The following is a 17,660-nucleotide window of genomic DNA, read 5'->3' on the forward strand; positions in this document are numbered from 1 at the left end:
CGTCTTCACCTCACACAGGCCAGGTCCCGCAGCGCTTCAAGCTTCTTGGGGCCTATGCCAGACACCCGTGCGAGATCGTCGACGCTGGCGAACGGCCCGTTCTCCTCGCGGTCCTGCACGATGCGCGCCGCGGTGGCCGGACCCACACCCGGAAGCGTGTCGAGCGCCGTCAAGTCAGCCGTGTTCAGGTCGACGAGCGCCCCGGACGCGCCCTCGCTTCCCCCGGCGGCCACACCGGAGCTGCTCCCGCCTCCCACGTCAGCACCGCCGGCAGCATCCCACTCATCCTGCGTGGGTACTCGCACCTGCTCGCCGTCGACAACCAGGCGCGCCAGGTTCACACCCTCTTGCGCCGCATTGCCAAGGAGCCCCCCCGCGGCGCGAATCGCATCGCCTGCCCGAGAGCCTGCGGGGAGTTCGTAGATGTCGGGAACCCTCACCGCGCCGACCACGTGCACCCACACAGTCGATGTGGTCTCCACCGCGGGGGCGACCGCCGATGTGACACTGCTCGCTGCGGCTTCGGCGGATACTGCGCCCTCGTAGCTGACTTCCTCGCCCCCGCCGGTCCTGCCACCACGCGCAAGCGTCCAGGCAACCGCAAGCGCGAGCACCGCCGCGACAGCGACCGCGACGTTTCGGCGCACGCCGGAGAGACCGGCACGTGTCGCAAGCTCATCGATTCGAGTTCGGAGATCCACCTGTACGTCCCATCGTCTCTCGCCGGAGACCATGGGAACACGACGACCTTTCCGCGCTCTTGCCGCAATCCAACCCGCGCGAGCCGGCGAGCACGCCGACCCGCGCTGCCCCACGCGCGGTGACTACCCCGCGACCACCACGCTCACGAGCTTGTCGGGGACGACAACGACCTTCCTCACGTCCTTGCCCTCCACCCAGCTCGCGACCTCGGTGAGCGCAACCGTGATCACGTCCTCCTCGGCAAGGCCCACCTCCACGGTGATCTTGCCGCGGACCTTCCCGTTGACCTGGACGGCCATCTCGGTCACGTCGGCGGCGGCGGCACTCGCGTCGTAGGCGGGCCACGATTCGCGGTGCACCGAATCCCCATGGCCAAGGACCTCGCGCCACAGCTCCTCGGCCATGTGCGGCACGAAGGGCGCGAGTAGGCGCGTGATCGTCTCGGCGACGTCGCGCACGAGTGCTAGGTCGCGCGAACCCGCGGCAACAGCGTTGCGGTAGTCGTAAGCGGCGTTCGTGAGCTCCATCAGCGCGGCGATCGCGGTGTTGAGCTGGAATCGGCGAATGTCGCCCTCGACCTTGTCGATGACGCGGTGCATCTCGCGGTGCAGCGTCTTGGCCGTCTCGTCACCCGACGCGGCGACGCCGCAGCCCGCCGCTGTCTCCTCGGCAGACTCGGCGACGAGGCGCCAGACGCGGCCGAGCCAGCGAAACATGCCGTCGAGCCCCTCGTAGGACCACTCGAGGTCCTTGTCGGGCGGCGCCATGAACAGGATGTAAGCGCGTAGTGCATCGCACCCGTACTTGGCGATCATGTCTTCGGGGGCGACGACGTTGCCCTTGGACTTGCTCATGACCTCGCCGTCCATCTTCACCATGCCCTGCGTGAGCAGGTTCGTGAACGGCTCGCCGAACTGCACGAGCCCCATATCGCGGAAGACTTTCGTGAAGAACCGCGAGTAGAGCAGGTGCAGGATCGCGTGCTCGATGCCGCCGATGTACTGATCTACCGGCATCCAGTAGTCGGCCTTCGACGTCTCCCAGATCGCTTCGGCGTTGCGCGCGTCGGTGTAGCGCAGGTAGTACCAGCTCGAGCACGTGAACGTGTCCATGGTGTCGGTCTCGCGCTTGGCGGGGCCGCCGCACTTCGGGCACGTCGTCTCGTAGAACTCGGGATGGTCCGCCAGTGTCTCGCCCTTGGTGATGTCGACGCCTCCCGGCAGCTCGATGGGCAGCTGCTCCTCGGGCACCGGCACAAGGCCGCACGCCGGGCAGTGGACCGCCGGAATCGGGTTGCCCCAGTAGCGCTGCCGAGAGATCAGCCAGTCGCGCAGGCGGAAGTTGATCGAGAACCGGCCCTGGCCACGCTCATCGAGCCACTCGGTGACCGCGCGCATGCCCTCGCTCGCCTTGCCACCGGGCATGCCGGTGAACTCGCCGGACTGCACCATGATGCCGGGGCCGTCGTAGGCCTCATCCCACGGCACGTCCTCGCGCAGCCGCTGCGGAACATCCCGAAGCTCGCCAAGGAGCGCGTCGTCCTCGGCCACCACCACCGGCGGGATCGGCAGCCCATACTTCCGGGCGAATTCGAAGTCGCGCTGGTCACCGCTCGGAACGGCCATGACCGCGCCGGTTCCGTAGTCCATCAGCACGTAGTTGCTCACCCAGATCGGCACCTTCTCGCCGTTGACAGGGTTCACCACGTAGCGTCCCGTGAACGCGCCGATCTTCTCCGCCTCGCCGCTCGCACGCTCGACCGCCGTCTCACGTGCCGCCGTGTCCACCACGGCGCGTACGGGAGCCGCGTACTCGGTTCCATGCACGAGCTCGTGAACGAGCGAGTGCTCCGGTGCAAGCAGGAAGAACGTGCAGCCAAAGAGCGTGTCCGGCCGCGTCGTGAACACAGCGATCCTCTGATCGGTCGGCTCACCGGCAGCATCGCAGAGCGTGAACTCGACCTCGGCGCCCTCGGAGCGCCCGATCCAGTTCGCCTGCATCGTCTTGACGCGGTCGGGCCAGCCCGTCAGCGTGTCGAGGTCGTCGAGCAGCTCTTGGGCATACTCGGTGATCTTGAAGTACCACTGCTCGAGGTCACGCTTCCCCACCACGCTCTTGCAGCGCCAGCACACGCCTTCGCCGATGACCTGCTCGTTCGCAAGCACGGTCTTGCAGCTGGGGCACCAGTTCACCGGCGACTTACGCCGCTCGACCAGACCGCGTTCCCAGAACTTCAGGAAGATCCACTGCCCCCAGCGGTAGTACTCAACGTCGCTCGAAGCAAGTTTGCGGTCCCAGTCGTAGCTGAACCCCATGCGCCGGAACGACGCTTCCTGACGTGCGATGTTGGCGTGCGTCCAGGTCGCCGGATGAGTATTGCTCTTGATCGCGGCATTCTCCGCTGGCAGACCGAACGAGTCCCACCCCATCGGGTGAAGCACCTTGCGCCCGGTCATCGTGAAGTACCGCGCCACGACATCGCCGATGGTGTAGTTGCGCACATGGCCCATGTGGATGTCGCCCGAGGGGTACGGAAACATCTCCAGGAGGTAGTACTTCGGCTTGGTCTCGTCCTCGATCACCGAGTAGAGCCGGTCGCTCTCCCAGACCTGCTGCCACTTCTCCTCGATCGAATGCGGGTCGTACTTCGATGCCACAACGGCCTCCGTGAAATGCGGGAACGGACTCCTTGGCATGATAGCCGAGGAGAGGCATGCGCGAAACGGCGGACGGCTGACACGCTGCGTGCACGACGGCGCGCGGCGCACTACTCGGTGACCACGACCCCGACCGTGAAGGCGTCTTGAGCCGGTTGCGTGGTCTCCCACGAACGGCGGTACTCGAGACGAAGCGACCCCTCGCCCGTCCCCGATGGCTCCAGGTGCATCGTGAGGATACCCGGCGCGCCGATGGCATTCGAATCGAGCTGGAAATCCGGCTCGCCGACGAGCGTGAGTACCCCTCCATCATCGGCGACCGTCCAGTTGTAGCCCGTGCTCGGGTTCGCCGGCAGCGAGACATCCAGGGTCTGGTCCTGCCGCATCTTGACGATAGAGCCTTCGTCGTCCACGCCGATCTTCACGACGTCGCTGGACCTGCAGCCAGCGAGCACTACAGCGGCAACCGCGAGTGTCGCCAGGAGCACGTATGTGAGCCTTGTGCGCATGTGTTCCTCCCTATGGAAGTCCGTCCCCATCACTGTGACGCCACAAACGGCGTGCAGGTTCGCGCACGGCTGCAAAGGGCGCACGCAAAGAAGCCCGCCGGTTTCCCGACGGGCTTCGAAGTCCTCTCGGTGGAGCCAAGGCATGGTCGGTCGAGAGGATCTCGCCTAGCCGGGCGCGAGCACGCGCGTGACGCCACGCCAAGGCCCGAACGGTTCAGGTTCTCACCGTCGGGCCGTGACGCACGCCAGTCTACTGCTTAACGAAGACCGTCTTGCTGCAGTTGGGGCACGGCGGGAGCGTATCCGTCGTGTCGTCCAAGTGAACCAGCTGCCCGCAGTTCGTGCACTTGTACGTGCCCTTGCCCGGCTTCTCGCCCGTGGTCGGCATTACCACACCTCCCTCCGCACGCAACGTCTTGCACTGCCGCGAAGATCAGTCTGCGCCCCGAGTCTGACATCGGAAGCGAAGCGAGCGGTCGGTTGATTCAGCTGCCCGCCGCCGGCCCGAACCGCCGCGACGTCTACTCTTCGATGAAGAAGTCCTCGTCGAGCCGGTTCACGACGTACGTCGCGGCCTCCGTCACGCCGACGCCGTGATCAATCATCAGTTCGGCCAGTTGCTCGCCGTCGATCAGAACGATTCGCTTGTCGATGCGCCGAACGTAGTCACGCGCCTCGGCCGAGAACCTCGACGTGGTGATGAAGACACCTTTGCTCGCGCCCTGCCCCATGAGGCTGCCAGCGAAAGCCTGAATCTCCGGCCGTCCCACGTTGTTGGCCCAACGCTTCGCCTGGATGTAGACGACGTCGAGTCCGAGCTTGTCTTCCTTGATGATGCCGTCGATGCCATCGTCACCGCTGCGGCCGACGGCCTGACCAGCGTCTGCAAGCGAGCCGCCGTAGCCCATCGTCACCAACAGCTTGACCACCAGCTGCTCGAAGAACCGAGGCGAAACCGCACCCACCCGCTCCATCATCAGCTGCGCGAGATCCGAGCGCAGGGACTGGTAGCCGTTCTCCATGAGTTCTTCTGGAGTCTGGTCGCTCGCGTCCTCGCCCGCCGAGGAGTGCTCTGCCTGCGTGTGTGACCGATTCTTGAACTCTAGGAACTCCGGAAACTGCTTCAGAAATGCGTTGTTGATGGGTCCTGTGTGTGCAGCCAGCGTGTCCCGCCCGCGCTCAGTGATGCGCAGGATTCCCCTGGCAGGGCGCTCCACCAAGCCGGCTTGGCTCAGGTACGTCGCCGCCCATCCCGCGCGATTGTCGAAGGTTGCCTGACGGCCGCTTGGAAGAAGCTCGGCGCGGTCCGTCTCGGAGACACCGGTGGCAGTCGCCAGCGCATCCTTCGCGTCGGCCCATCTCCAATCGCCCCCGTCACCAAGCGACTTGAGCAGTGGCGACATCATCGACTGGTAGTCCGGAACGGTCATCCTACTTCCCCCACTCCCACACGTCGGCCTTCACGCACTCGTAGTTGGCGTCGAGCTCGGGCTGCATGAGCACGAGCGCGGCGATGCGACGCACCATCTCGGTGACGTAGCGCGCCTCCTCGGGCTTGAGGTCGCGGCCGAGGAGCGCGCGCTCGCGGTAGCTCAGCCACTTCTTGATGACCTGGTAGCCGCCAATCGTGTAGCGCCACACGTTGGCTGGCACGCAACGCCAGTACGCAACGTCGTTGAGGTAGATGTCGAAGCACGACTCGCCGAGGAGGGCGATCGCAGTTTCGGCCGACATGCCGAGCGGCTCCGCCTCCCGGGAAACCGCGGCGCACTCGTCGTCGGTGTAGGGCCGCTCGGTGAGCTTGCCGGTCGATGGCATGCAGACGCCACCCTGCCCAGCGACACCCCACCGAGCGGTCACAGCCAGATCTCCGGAATCGAGCGAATCCCCCGTCGAAGAAGAGAGCGTGCCGACGCGAATCTGCGGCTGCGCGGCTGCCAGGCCAACCGGGGCATCAGGGTCTAGAAGCCGAATGACCCTTTCCCCGAGTGCTGCAGAAGCCGCAAGCGCCTCTGAGTCCTTTGGCAGCGGGATTCGCGGCCAACCAGCTGCCACGCCGTCCGCGTTCGCCCCCAAGTAGGCGGGCGCAGCCATGACGGCGACGGCATGGGGCATCAGCGCAAAGCTCTCGCGCTGAGTACCGCCGTCCCCCAGGTAGCAGGCGACTCGTTCAGAAACGTTGGCCTGACCGGGCACTTGCTCGAATAGCGAGGTAGCGCTGCCCCTTGTCTGTAGCCACGGAAAGGCAGCGCCGTTGGGGCGAATGAAGTGATGGTCACAGGGCTCCGAGACGATGCAGAATGGTAGACCTTCGCGTGATCGCTCCGCCTTCGGGCGGGAGACCACGAAGACCTGACCGTCGGCGACAGCACCGACGAGCGTGTCTCTGCGACGATCGAGCAGGCGGGCGCGATCTGTCCAGAAGACCCAGCGAGTGTCTAGAGGCCGGTATGCGTACCGGATGATGCGGCCCGCTTCGTCCCCGGCGCTGAGCAGGGCGTCCCGAACCTCACGGGCATTGAATTGTGGCGTGGCCGTAGCCAGCTGCGGAAGATGAGCACGAAGGTCGTCGAGCCCTCGCGAAGCGTCGAGGTACTCATCAATTCGACCCTGCAAAGTGCTCTGGTCGATCGCCACTAGGTCGATATCCCGAGCCGTAGTGATTCCCGGAGACCAGTCGGCGAAGAGGTCCTCCACGGTTGGCCACGACGTGAAATCCGGGTCGGTGGTTCTCGGCGAGAAGGCGAGCATTGGATCGGCGTCCGGGTCAAGGCGTTGCCAAGGCCTGCAGGGATCGCTGCTTTCCGAGGCGAGGTCGCTCAGTTTCGATGCACCCCAGAACTCGCGGTACATCACTTGGGCGGACTGCTTAGTGTCCCCTCCCTTGCGCGACAACACCGAGATCGAAGTCCCGATGCCGATCCCTTCCCTGTTCGCCGCCGTCGAAAAGACGCTCGGATCTGGACGCCCGTCCGGAGTCACCTTGCCTGTTCGAAACTTGTCTCCGTTGAGGCTATCGATCCAGATTGAGTCAAACACATCGAGAAACCGCTCTCGCATCCCGGTGTACGAGAACCCGTCGAGCCACGAGTAGTTGGAGATCAGGCAGACAATGCCTTTCCCCATGTGTTGCACGATTTGGCGCTCGGCGATCCTGAAGAACCGGACGTACAGGTCATTGAGGCCCCTGCCCTCGGGTTTGGGAGCTCGCTTTGTGGTGCGGTAGGCATCCGACAGGTCTCGCTCCTCGTCAACCGCCATCCCGGCAAACCCGTTGTACGGTGGGTTTCCGATCACCACGAGGATCTGCTCTTCACGCTTGATGCGGTCCGCTGCGTCGCGCTCATGAGCGAACTCTGGGAACAGCAGGGTGGAGTGCATCTGACCCTCGCCGACCCGGCGATCCTTGGGCGATGCGACTTGGGCACCGTCGCCCCAGCCGGTTAGCGCGTTCGTTAGGTATATCGGTGCGCGCTCGCCGGCGTCACGCAGCGGCACGCCGAGTTCGGCCAGGAGGATGCCGAGCTGTAGGTGCGCCACGACGTATGGCGCGGGCATGATCTCGAAGCCGATGACGCGACTCATCGCGGCGCGCTTCACGTCCTGGCGGGTGAGCGCATCAGCTCCCTTGGCCTGCAGCGTCTCGTCGATTTTGCGCAGCACCTCGACCAGGTAGGCGCCGGTGCCGCAGCACGGGTCGAGGACGACCACGCTCTCATCGGCGAGCCCGTCGGCGATGCCGAGCTCCTCGCGCAGGACGGTATCGACGCGAGCGACCATGTACTTCACGACTTCGTCGGGCGTGTACCAGACGCCCAACTCCTTGCGCAGCTGTGGGTCGAACGCCTCGAGGAATGGTTCGTAGAAGTACTGGACAGCGTGCTCCTCACGGAACTTCTCGAAGAAAGCGGCGCGATCGATGCGCCAGATGACCTCCTCGGCCCACTCGAGCACCTCGGAGATGCCAAGCGCGCCAAGCTGGCGAACGTCGGCGAACTGGCGGAAGAGCTCGTAGACCATCGGGACGTGCAGGGTCGCCGTCGCCGTCTCCCACTGGAAGCGCGACTCCCACGGGATCGCCTGCGTGTGGTCGCGATCGCGCGCCCACAGGACCCAGCTCGCGAACATGCCGTAGAAGAGCGTCTGGACCAGCGTAGAGCGGAAGAAGTGGTCACCCTTCTCGCCTTCGAACTTCAGGCCGAGCGCGTCTTCGAGCTGGCTGCGGAGCTGGTCGAGCGCGGGCAGCTCGTGGCGATGCTCCAGACGCAGACGTGCGGTGCGCGCATAGCTCGCAAGGAACCAGGCGAGGTCTTTGGGGTCGGAGAGCGGTGCGTTGTGGAGCAGGACTCGGCGGAGGAACTCCGTCAGGCCCTCGGCCGCGGTGTCGGCGAAGTTGCGGGGCTGGGTGACGCGAGCCCAGAAGGCGGCCTCACTCGTGGCGAGGCTGCAGGTCTCGAGCGTGCGCACGCCGGCGCCGGTGACGTTGCGGCCCACCAGCACGAAGTCGCGCAGGTTCGTGACCAGCACGAGGCCGTACCGCTCGACGTAGCGGGCGACCTGCTCGGACTCAGCAACGGCGAATGCATCGTCGCTGGCGCCCTTGACCTCAATCGCGCCGCGGTTGGGAAGCTGGCCTTGGAGCGGGTTCTCGCCCAGCTCCCAGCCCTTGAGCTGCGGTGCCATGAACAGGCCACCGTCCGGGATTCCGCCGCCGGTGTTGCGCAGGTTGATGATGGCGCGGACCTTCGGCTTGAGGTGCTTGCCGACCTCATCGAGAAGGTTGGCGAGCGGCGCGTAGTAGCTGGTCTCGGCGACGCCTGCGCCTGATGCGCGGATGTCGCGTAGTTGCGTGAAATACGCCTCGACTGGTTCCCCCACGCGTCTGCCCCCTCGGCATGCCAGAACGACCTCGAAGCCCAGCATACAAGAAGGATCCCTGGAGCACATGGGACAGGCGGCCAGATATAGTTGGCTGCTAGATAGTCACGTTCTGGAGGTGATTATCGTGACGCGGACTGCAACATCGCTCTGGGCGGCCGAGAGAACGACGAGCTAGGTGCTGGGCGGACTCAGATTCCCGACGAACTGCCGAATCACAAGCACTGCCTCGTTCGCCGCTTGGGCCATCTCCGTCGCAGAGCCGCCCCGAGCCACGAGACTGGCGTAGTCCACAGCCCCGACCCGATTCGATTCCGAAAAATCCCCGGAGACTCGAATCAATGCGTCAGCAAGGAATGGGTCGCTCGCGACCGGACTCGCCGCAACCGCGACGGCCGCAGCCTCGGGCCCACCCGGCCACCATCGAAGCACGTAGACCAGGTCGTAGGCATCCTTCGGCTTGCGCCGGTCCAAATAGGCGTCCGCCTTCAGCGCCACAAACGGCGCCAGATTCGCAACCTGGAAGTCCACTTCCGAGTAGGCTCCGTCAAGCAGCTGAAGGTCGCGCGTGATCGTGATGGAGTCCCTGAACGCAAGCTCAAGACCCCTCACGCACAGCAAACCCACGCCACCCGCACCGGCGGGTGGCGTGACCTTGGGTCGAAACACGGTTCCGGGCTCGACGTCTTCCCTGTCGCCGAGAAGTTCCAGAACGACGACATCACCGTCAACGGTGGCGGACCAGCGCCATGAGCTTCCGTCCACCCTCGAAAACCCGTTGTTCTTCAGGTTCGTCTCGAGTGTCGTGTATGCGCCCAGATCCTCCGCCTCGACCGCGAGTCTGAGAGCAACATCAACATCCGTCGAACCAACGTGGACCGGCTGGGCATAGCCGTCGCCCCGTACGAGGTATAGCGGGACGAGTCCGCCGACCAAACAGACCTTCTCTCTCCACGGTTGCCCGATTCCGCGCATCAGCGTGCCGAGAACCCTCTCGCAGCGCTTGGTTGCCTCACTGTTGTACTGCTCGACCATGCAATCCCCTTCAGAAGCCGATGGAAGTTTCGCGCAGGTGCTCCGCCTGTTCCTCGCCGCGAGTCGGATCGGCAAGCGCGTCGGCGTAGATTCTGAACAAGGACACCCGGCGCACACCTCGGTCGTACTCCGACCCGACAAGGACGCCCTTGTGACCCCGCAGTACGACAAGGTTCGCACCGTCGTCGGCGGGCATCGCCCCCATCGCGCTCAAGACCACGTCGGCACGATGTGGAGTGGCCACCCAAGCCTCGAAGGTCCGCACCGCCGTGACGTGTGGAGCTACCATCTGGGCCGCAGCCACACCGGTGAAGTAAGCCTGAACGCCGTGGCCATCGTTAGTCAGATGTTGTGCCACCGTGCGCATGGTCTCTTCTGCACCGTTGTTGAGAAGGAAGCCCCGTGCGGTCACTTTGCGATCGGCCACTGCATCACGGGCGTACAGATCAAGCAGGCCGGCGGGATCCATCACGCGACGACGCGTCGCGGGTCCGCGGCCCGAACGCTCCAGCAGACCTGCGGCCTCAAGTGCGACGACCGTGTTCTGGGCAGCCCCGAGCGACGCGCGACCCTCAGCCGCCAGGTCAGTGACCTTCCAGTCCCGTTTCGAGTCCGACAGCAGAGCGAGCGCAACGCCCCCCGCGGCACCGCTCAGGCTTAGAGACGCAGCGGGCCGTTCCGGTGGCAGCTCGGCTTCGTCCTGGAGCCGTATGAGAATACTCGGCGTCATCAGCCGCACCCTGATGTGACGGTCGTCCATGTAGTTCGCCTCAGCGGCATTCAATTCTGCGAGTGCCTTTTGGCTGAAATGGCGGCCTACGATCACGGGCACGCCCGACGAAGCCTTCGAACGGCCGAGCGCCAGCTCAACTTGCTCGGTCCTTCCCGATCCAGCATCGACCACCTGTAGCGGGACGTGGTAGTCGTAGTCGCCGTCGAGGTCCACGGTGTCGCCCACTGCACGAAAGCGAGCGACCTCCGTTTGTGTCAGGCGGCGAGCAAGTTCAAGAGCTTGCGTCTCGGCATCCATTTTCACTCCATTGCCATTTTCATTGCGCACTGAAAATACCACATGGGTGAAAATCGCGCCACGTGACCTCATCCCCTCCCGTCTCCTATCCGTCCGCCTGACCACAGCACAGATCGCCGTGGGCAACCGCACCGCCTTCGACCTGTTCAAGGGGTCGAGAGCTCCGAACTTACGGTCGAGGGCAGTGAAGATCGAGTGCAGACCTTGAGAAGGAGAACGCAGGATAAGCAGAGCCGCTCAAGGCGCGGCGCTGTGGAGAGAACGCATCGCCGACTAAGCCGGTGAGCAGCGCAAGAGCCACTGAGCCTCACCCGTGAGCCACGAGCGGCTATCGGCGTCACCGAGACGCCCCGAGCCGCTCTGGCGCCCGCACGGGAGCAGCTCTGAAAGAGGCCTTTTCGGATCCACGGAGCGACAAGTCCCTTGTGCACCGGTGCATAGCAGGCGGCGGTCAATCTGCCAAATGGAATCATGCTCTGTGTACACAACGTGCCTTCGAGAGGCAGATTGTGTACACAGAGCATCACTAGCGAACGCATCGGGAGCAAGGCTATCAACTCCAGACCGTCGTCGCCCGGTTTGACGGTTGGCCGGTTTCACTGATATGGTCGCTTTCACCGCCTGGTGAAAGGGGCCACTACAGTGAAAGAACTCGAACTCATAGAACAGCTCCCCGAGGCCCTGCGGGCATGTCTCGAGAATGTGCCCAGGACCAGTATCGAAGCAACCCAGCGAGAGCAGCTTCTGACCAACGGCATGAGAGCCGATCTCATCGTCAGCCTCAGCATCTTGGGCCGCAAGCGAACGATGGTCATCGAGGCCAAAGGCAGTGGTCAACCGAAGCGAGCGAGAGAGGCGGCCGACCAGCTCAAACGCTTCCTGCTCGATGACCGCCTCAAAGGCGCCTATCCCGTGTTCGCCGCGCCCTATGTCTCGGAGGCCAGCGCAGCCATCTGTCAGGAGTCTCAGATTGGCTTCTTCGACTTGGCCGGCAACTGCCGCTTCGCGCTGGACGACATCTACGTAGAGAAGACATCGGCCGACAATCCACTCAAGGAGAAGCGCAACGAGGCCTCTCTGTTCACTCCCAAGTCATCTCGGATTCTGCGAGTTCTCCTGAACGAGCCGCAACGCGACTGGCAGGTTCAGCAGCTTTCCAAGGCGGCTGAGGTGAGCATCGGTCTGGCGTCAAAGATCAAGCGTCAGCTCGAGGACCGGGAGTGGATTGTCGTCGGCCAGAGCGGAATCCGCCTCACCCAGCCCGAGGCTATGCTGCAAGCATGGGCAACTGTCTATTCCTACAAGCAGAATCAAGTCCGCGAATACTACACGCTCGACGACCTGAGCGATGCCGAAACCACGATAGCCGACTGGTGTCGCGAGAGCGAAGTGGAGTACGCGCTCACTGGCTTCTCGGGAGCCCGGCTCTCCTCTCCCCGCGTTCGCTACAATCGCGCAAGTGTGTACGTGCGCTCGAGGATGGACAGCCTTACCGAGAACACGGGTCTCAAGCCAGTCGACACAGGAGGGAATGTCCTTTTGCTTAAACCCTATGACGACGGCGTCTTCAACGGCGCGCGAGTCCATTATGAGATGCGAACCGTCTGCCCTGTTCAGCTCTACCTGGATCTGCAGTCCATGGCGGGACGGGGCGAAGAGGCTGCAGAGGAGATTCTGGCGAGGGAGCTGCGTCCCTCATGGTGAAGAACAGAACAGACTACCCGCCGGACGCAGTCGAGGCGGCAAGATCAGTCCTCGTGGAGCTGGTACATATCCTCGGAGAGTATCGCGACGACATGGTGATCGTTGGCGGATGGGTACCGCCGCTTCTGATGCCCGACAGCACGGGGCACGTGGGCAGCACCGACGTCGACATCGCGCTGAACCACATGGCTGAGAACGACGAAGTCTACGCCAGGATCAGTGCATCACTGCTGACCAACGGCTATGTGCAGCACGAGTCTCAACCATTCATCTGGTTTCGAGAGGTCTCTCTGGGCGGCGGCGTCGTGACCGTCGAGATCGACTTCCTCGCGGGTGAGTACGGCGGCACCGGGAAGCACCATCGAACACAGCGAGTCCAGGACCTCAAGCCGCGCAAGGCGCGCGGCGCCGATCTCCTCTTCAGTGAGACGAGAGAACGCGAGATAGAGGGTCGGCTCCCCAGCGGCGCGTTGGACACCGTCTCGGTAAAGGTTGCCGGAGTCGTGTCATACCTCGTGATGAAGAGCTCGGCACTCGAGACGCGAATCAAAGATAAGGACGCCTACGACATCTGGTTCACGTTGGCCAACTACCCGGGTGGAATCCCAGCAGTGGTCGAGGAGTTCACTCCGTTCGCGGACCACGGACTCGTGCGCGAAACCGTCTCGGTTCTGGAAGGTAAGTTCACCTCCCCTGAGCACTTCGGGCCAACCTCGGTTGCGGTGTTTCTTGAGCATGACGGCGATGCGGCGGTGCTCACCAAGCGCGACGCATTTGAGCGTGTTCAAGCGCTGCTTGACGGTCTGGGAGCGTTGCGGGACTAGAGCAACGGCTCAGGAGTCCCGCTTGGCTCCCGCCCTCACCCGACGCCGGAAGTCAGGGTTCACGCCGCTGCCGCCCCAGTTCGGGCAGTCATTCCGCAGTCCTTCCGCAGACCTCGGCCCCTCTTCGCCCCTTCAGCCCCTGTCGCGTAGCCGCAAAGGGCGTATGCGAAGAAGCCCGCCGGTATCCCGACGGGCTTCGGAGTTCTTTTGGTGGAGCCAAGGGGGATCGAACCCCTGACCTCATGGCTGCCAGCCATGCGCTCTCCCAGCTGAGCTATGGCCCCACGTCTGGGCACCGCCTGAGCGGCAAGCGGTAGTATACCAGCACGTCACGGGCGGTCAAGCTAGCGCGTTGACTCGAGAAGAGTGTACTCGAAATCGATTCGATGCCTCACAAAAGAAGGTACTCGAACCGGCCCTTGCCGGATCGACCGGCGAAAGGGCCCGAGGATGCCGCTATCAATGGCTCGCGTTGCCTCACCGGAAATGTACTCGAACGCGCTCGGTTGCGCCTTGAATCAGCCTGATGAGAATCGCTTGCAAGTAGGTCATCGCATGTATTCCCAAGGTTGAACGAGGCGCGCAAGGTCGACCTGCCAGCGCCCTTGGCCAATCGACCGTGCGCACCCGAGCAGGTCGCGCACGGTCGCGTGCGCTGCGGCGAGGGCATCGACCGGCGACAGCCTACGGGCCAGGTGGCACGCGAGCGCTGAGGAGAGCATACAGCCGGTTCCGCGGACATCGCCGACTCCGGCGACGAGCGGGTGCGTTGCGCACACGGCGCTCCCGTTCGCAAGCACAAGGACATCGACTGCCTCAGCAGGGCTGCTACCCGGCAGCCCCGTCACGCACACCGCCGAGCCATAGCGAGATGCGAGCGTTCGCGCCGCCGCGACTGCGGCGTCCGCATTCGCAACGCCGTCGACGGCGGCGAGGTGCGCAGCCTCCTCGGCGTTGGGGGTGATGAGGGTTGAGACCCGCGCCACCATGTCCACCGCGCGCACCGCGCCCTCGACAAGCGAACCGCCGCTCGAGCTTGCGAGCACCGGGTCCGAGACGACGGCGGGCAGGTCGGCGCGCACGAGCCACTCGCCGACGGCCAGAGCGAGCACGTCCGAGCCGAGTGCACCGACCTTCACGCACGAGAAGCTGCCCTCGGCAAGCACGGCTTCGAGCTGCGCGATGAGCGTCTCGGGCTCGACGGGCCAAGCACCAGCGAAGCTTGCCGAGTTCTGTGCGGTGACAGTGGTGACCACCACCGCGGGCTGATAGCCGAGGCGCGACATCACGAACGCGTCGAGGAGCACGCCCGCGCCCACCGAGGGGTCGAGCCCACCCACGGCGAGTGCTCGCGGCGCTGCGACTGGCGCGCTCACGCGAGGACCTCCGTGCTCGTCACGCGCATCGAGCACAGTGGACCGCACATTGTGCATTCGCTCGCGTCACCAGCGTCGCTGTCGGCACGCATCTCGGCGGGCAAGGCCGGGTCGATTGCTAGCGCAAACTGGCCGGGCCAGTCGAGCGCCTTGCGAGCGGTCGCCATCGCGTCGTCCCAGTCGCGCGCGCCGGGCAGCCCGGCCGCCACGTCGCCGGCGTGCGCGGCGATGCGGCACGCGATCACGCCCTCTCGCACGTCGTCCGCGTCAGGCAGGCGCACGTGCTCGGCGCGCGTGACGTAGCACAGTAAATCGGCGCCCGACATCGCCGCAAGTGTTCCGCCGACCGCTGAGGTGATGTGGTCGTAGCCCGGCGCGACGTCGGTGACGAGCGGGCCGAGCACATACAGCGGCACGCCGTGGCACGCGCGCTTGATGGCGGTGATCTGTGCCGCGACCTCGTGCAGCGGTACGTGTCCCGGCCCCTCGACGATGACGCGAACCCCGGCGTCGCACGCTCGCTGAACCAGCCCGCCAAGCACCGCGACCTCCGTCATCTGGGCCTCGTCGCCGGCATCCGCCAAGCAGCCGGGCCGCATCGAATCGCCGAGGCTGAGCGTCACGCCGTACTCCCGGCAAATCTCGAGCACCTCGTCGAAACGATCGTAGTATGGGTTCTCGGCGTCGTGGACGCGCATCCAGCACGCGAGCAGCGCCCCGCCTCGCGAGACGATGCCTATGCGCCGCCGTTCGATTGCGCCGGACGAGAGCTGGCTGCAAGTGATGGAGGCATGCACCGTCTGGAAGTCGACGCCCTCCTCGGCGTGGCGTCGGACAGCGCCGATGAGCGAGTCCGACGTCATTGCCGCAGGCCTGCCGCCAAGCTCGGCGGCCTTCACCGCAGCTTCGTACACCGGGACGGTGCCGACCGGCACGTCGGCTCGCGCCAGCACGGCACTGCGCACAGCGCGGATGTCGCCGCCGGTCGAAAGGTCCATGACCGCATCGGCGCCGGCCACGATGGCGACGTCGAGCTTGTCCAGCTCGCCAGCGAGATCGGACGAGAGCGCTGACGTGCCGAAGTTCGCGTTCACCTTCGTGCGCAACCCGGTCCCGACGACGCAGGCGCGAATCCGCCCGACCCGCGCATGCGAGCCGAGCACTGTCGCGCGACCGTCGAGCAGCAGCTCGCGCAAGGCGTCGGGCGTAGTGTGCTCCTCGGCGGCGAGGCGCCGAAGGACCACCTCCGGCGGGACGAGGGAGTCGTCGTGGGAACGGGTCGAGCTCATTGGGCACCTCCGGAGAAAGGGACGCTCGCCGCAATGTCAGCGAGACGGCGTGCTGCAGCGTGCGGATCCCGCGCGTGCGCGACGGCCGAGATCACGCATACCGCGTCGCCGCCGGCGGCCAGGACGTCAGCGGCGTTGCGCTCAGCGATTCCGCCGATCGCGGCAAGAGGCAGACCGACCGCCTCGCGGACGCGCCGCAGCCCGTCGAGGCCAATTGGCGGCACAGCGTCGTCCTTCGACCCGGTCGCGAAAATCGGCCCGACGCCCAGGTAGTCGGCACCCAACGCCACGGCGACCATCGCCTCCTTCGCGGTCGAGACCGACACGCCGAGCAGCCCGCGCCCGCAAGCTCGCCACTCGTCGAGCGCCGAGAGGTCCGACTGCCCGAGGTGCAGGCCGTCGGCGCAGGCGGCCACAGCGAGAGCGGCGTCGTCGTTGACGATGAACAGCGCCCCGAACGCGGAGCACACGTCGCGAACCGCGCGCGCAGCCTGAAGCCTACGGGCGTCGAAGCGCTTGTGACGGAACTGCACGATGCAAGCGCCGCCTGCCGCTGCATGCACCGCGAGCCCTTCGTGAGTGCGCCCCAACTCCGGCACGTCGGCGGTGACGAAATACAGACCGCGGATGACGTCGAACGCTCGAGGGACGGCCTCCACGGTCACGCCGTCTCAATCCGGACGCTCGTCAGCGCGGTGGCGTCCAGCGCATCGAGCGCGTCGTAGAGGGCGGCGTGGAACGTGCCCGGCCCCTGCGACCGGACTGCGGCGAGTTCGCCCGCCACTCCGAAGGCGGCGAGCGCCTCGGCAGCGGCGGCTGCGTAATCGGAGGCGACGGCGAGGAATGACGCGCACATCGTCGACGACATGCAACCCGAGCCGGTGATGCGGCCCATAAGCGGGTGACCGTTTGCCACGACAAAGACGCGCTCGGCGTCGGCGATGTGGTCGACCGCGCCGGTCACCGCGACGGCACAACCGTGCTGCCGAGCGAGCGCCTGTGCGGTCACCGCAGTTTCGCCTGCGACGCCCATGCACTCGACGCCGCGGATCTCGGCGGACTCGCCCGCGAGGAACGCGACCTCGGCGGCGTTGCCGCGCACGAGTGCGACATCGACCTCGACAAGGATACGGCGAGCGGCATCGTTGCGCAGCGCAGTCGCACCCGCACCGACCGGGTCGAATACCACCGGGACACCAGCTTCGTTGGCCGCGCGACCCGCAAGAACCATGGAGTCGACGAGGCCCGGCCAGAGGGTACCGATGTTGAGCACCACGGCACCCGCCATCCGTGCGAACTCCTCGACCTCTTCGGGCGCGTGCGCCATGACCGGCAGCGCGCCGAGCGCCAGGATCGCATTCGCGGTCTCGTTCATCACCACGAAGTTGGTGATGTTGTGGATGAGCGGCTTGGCCTCGCGAATCGCCGAGAGGTGCTCGGCAGTCGAAGTGGCGTCGGGAACGGAGCGGTTCACACACATGTCGTGACTCCTCTTGTCGCGGTAAACAAAAAGGCCGCCTCCACGTGAAGACGGCCTACGAGCACTTCCCTGCGCTGGAATTACCCAGGGCGCGTCGCCGCGCCGAACAGGTTCGAACGGTCGAAGGGTGACCCCCTTCCTCTCAGCCGCATGTCCAGCAGCTCCCGTAGGCATAT

At 65.3% G+C, this 17,660-nt stretch carries 14 protein-coding genes and 1 tRNA gene; 2 read left to right on the forward strand and 13 right to left on the reverse strand.

Annotation, left to right across the window (positions count from 1 at the left end; all coding sequences use genetic code 11):
- Positions 1–5: 5 nt before the first annotated feature.
- From Q8K99_02520 to Q8K99_02555, 8 genes are all read right to left on the reverse strand, one after another.
- Entirely contained in the window at positions 6–701 is a 696-nt protein-coding gene (locus Q8K99_02520) for a ComEA family DNA-binding protein (protein MDP2181427.1), read from the reverse strand.
- A 123-nt stretch (positions 702–824) separates the two neighbouring features.
- Positions 825–3,359 carry a leucine--tRNA ligase gene (gene leuS / locus Q8K99_02525; protein MDP2181428.1) on the reverse strand — a complete coding sequence of 845 codons (2,535 nt, stop codon included), beginning with the start codon at positions 3,357–3,359 and terminating at the stop codon, positions 825–827.
- 110 nt (positions 3,360–3,469) lie between these two features.
- Positions 3,470–3,868: a protease inhibitor I42 family protein gene (locus tag Q8K99_02530; protein ID MDP2181429.1), complete on the reverse strand. Its 399-nt coding sequence runs from the start codon at positions 3,866–3,868 to the stop codon at positions 3,470–3,472.
- A gap of 250 nt (positions 3,869–4,118) precedes the next feature.
- Entirely contained in the window at positions 4,119–4,256 is a 138-nt protein-coding gene (locus Q8K99_02535) for a hypothetical protein (protein ID MDP2181430.1), read from the reverse strand.
- Between the two features lie 133 nt (positions 4,257–4,389).
- The gene (locus tag Q8K99_02540) at positions 4,390–5,298 is read right to left on the reverse strand and encodes a restriction endonuclease (GenBank protein MDP2181431.1); all 909 of its coding nucleotides are present in this window, start codon (positions 5,296–5,298) and stop codon (positions 4,390–4,392) included.
- A gap of 1 nt (position 5,299) precedes the next feature.
- A complete protein-coding gene (locus Q8K99_02545) occupies positions 5,300–8,746 on the reverse strand; it encodes a type ISP restriction/modification enzyme (GenBank protein ID MDP2181432.1) in 3,447 nt (1,148 codons plus the stop codon).
- 174 nt (positions 8,747–8,920) lie between these two features.
- Positions 8,921–9,781: a nucleotidyl transferase AbiEii/AbiGii toxin family protein gene (locus tag Q8K99_02550; protein ID MDP2181433.1), complete on the reverse strand. Its 861-nt coding sequence runs from the start codon at positions 9,779–9,781 to the stop codon at positions 8,921–8,923.
- Positions 9,782–9,791: 10 nt separating this feature from the next.
- Positions 9,792–10,811 carry a hypothetical protein gene (locus Q8K99_02555; GenBank protein MDP2181434.1) on the reverse strand — a complete coding sequence of 340 codons (1,020 nt, stop codon included), beginning with the start codon at positions 10,809–10,811 and terminating at the stop codon, positions 9,792–9,794.
- Positions 10,812–11,453: 642 nt separating this feature from the next.
- Here Q8K99_02555 and Q8K99_02560 point away from each other — a divergent pair.
- Entirely contained in the window at positions 11,454–12,515 is a 1,062-nt protein-coding gene (locus Q8K99_02560; protein MDP2181435.1) for a type IV toxin-antitoxin system AbiEi family antitoxin, read from the forward strand.
- The gene (locus Q8K99_02565; GenBank protein MDP2181436.1) at positions 12,509–13,339 is read left to right on the forward strand and encodes a hypothetical protein; all 831 of its coding nucleotides are present in this window, start codon (positions 12,509–12,511) and stop codon (positions 13,337–13,339) included. The genes Q8K99_02560 and Q8K99_02565 overlap by 7 nt, the downstream gene beginning before the upstream one ends.
- A gap of 208 nt (positions 13,340–13,547) precedes the next feature.
- Here the strand turns inward: Q8K99_02565 and Q8K99_02570 are convergent.
- From Q8K99_02570 to thiM, 5 genes are all read right to left on the reverse strand, one after another.
- A tRNA-Ala gene (locus tag Q8K99_02570) sits at positions 13,548–13,623 on the reverse strand.
- A gap of 264 nt (positions 13,624–13,887) precedes the next feature.
- On the reverse strand, positions 13,888–14,715 hold the full coding sequence (locus tag Q8K99_02575; GenBank protein ID MDP2181437.1) for a bifunctional hydroxymethylpyrimidine kinase/phosphomethylpyrimidine kinase: 828 nt from the start codon (positions 14,713–14,715) through the stop codon (positions 13,888–13,890).
- A complete protein-coding gene (thiC, locus tag Q8K99_02580; protein ID MDP2181438.1) occupies positions 14,712–16,004 on the reverse strand; it encodes a phosphomethylpyrimidine synthase ThiC in 1,293 nt (430 codons plus the stop codon). The genes Q8K99_02575 and thiC overlap by 4 nt, the downstream gene beginning before the upstream one ends.
- Positions 16,001–16,669 carry a thiamine phosphate synthase gene (gene thiE / locus Q8K99_02585; protein MDP2181439.1) on the reverse strand — a complete coding sequence of 223 codons (669 nt, stop codon included), beginning with the start codon at positions 16,667–16,669 and terminating at the stop codon, positions 16,001–16,003. Before thiE ends, thiC begins: the two co-directional genes overlap by 4 nt.
- Positions 16,666–17,484 (reverse strand): hydroxyethylthiazole kinase, encoded by an 819-nt coding sequence (thiM, locus tag Q8K99_02590; GenBank protein MDP2181440.1) that lies wholly within the window; start codon positions 17,482–17,484, stop codon positions 16,666–16,668. Before thiM ends, thiE begins: the two co-directional genes overlap by 4 nt.
- Between the last annotated feature and the right edge of the window lie 176 nt (positions 17,485–17,660).

This window comes from Actinomycetota bacterium (assembly GCA_030682655.1).
GTDB lineage: Bacteria > Actinomycetota > Coriobacteriia > Anaerosomatales > JAUXNU01 > JAUXNU01.